Source organism: Oceanobacillus indicireducens, from assembly GCF_014647195.1.
In the GTDB taxonomy this organism is placed as follows: Bacteria; Bacillota; Bacilli; order Bacillales; family Amphibacillaceae; genus Oceanobacillus; species Oceanobacillus indicireducens.
This window is the reverse complement of sequence record NZ_BMOS01000082.1, coordinates 1-312: the sequence shown is the minus strand read 5'-3', so window position 1 is coordinate 312 and position 312 is coordinate 1. Positions and strand designations below refer to the sequence as shown.

The 312-nt window shown below is 50.6% G+C and carries 1 rRNA gene (only partly in view); it reads right to left on the bottom strand.

Features of this window, described 5'->3' with window-relative positions:
- A 23S ribosomal RNA gene (locus tag IEX94_RS19490) occupies positions 1-312 on the bottom strand (its annotated part extends 574 nt beyond the left edge of the window); the annotation flags it as partial.

The following is a 312-nucleotide window of genomic DNA, read 5'->3' as shown; positions in this document are numbered from 1 at the left end:
GCTCCTACTGCTTGTACGTACACGGTTTCAGGTTCTATTTCACTCCCCTCACAGGGGTTCTTTTCGCCTTTCCCTCACGGTACTGGTTCACTATCGGTCAGTCAGTAGTATTTAGCCTTGGAGGATGGTCCCCCCATATTCAGACAGGATATCACGTGTCCCGCCCTACTCGATTTCACTGAACACACGTCGTCAACTACGGGACTATCACCCTGTATCGTCGGACTTTCCAGACCGTTCGTCTAACGCGTGTAAAGCTTAAGGGCTAGTCCAATTTCGCTCGCCGCTACTTTCGGAATCTCGGTTGATTTC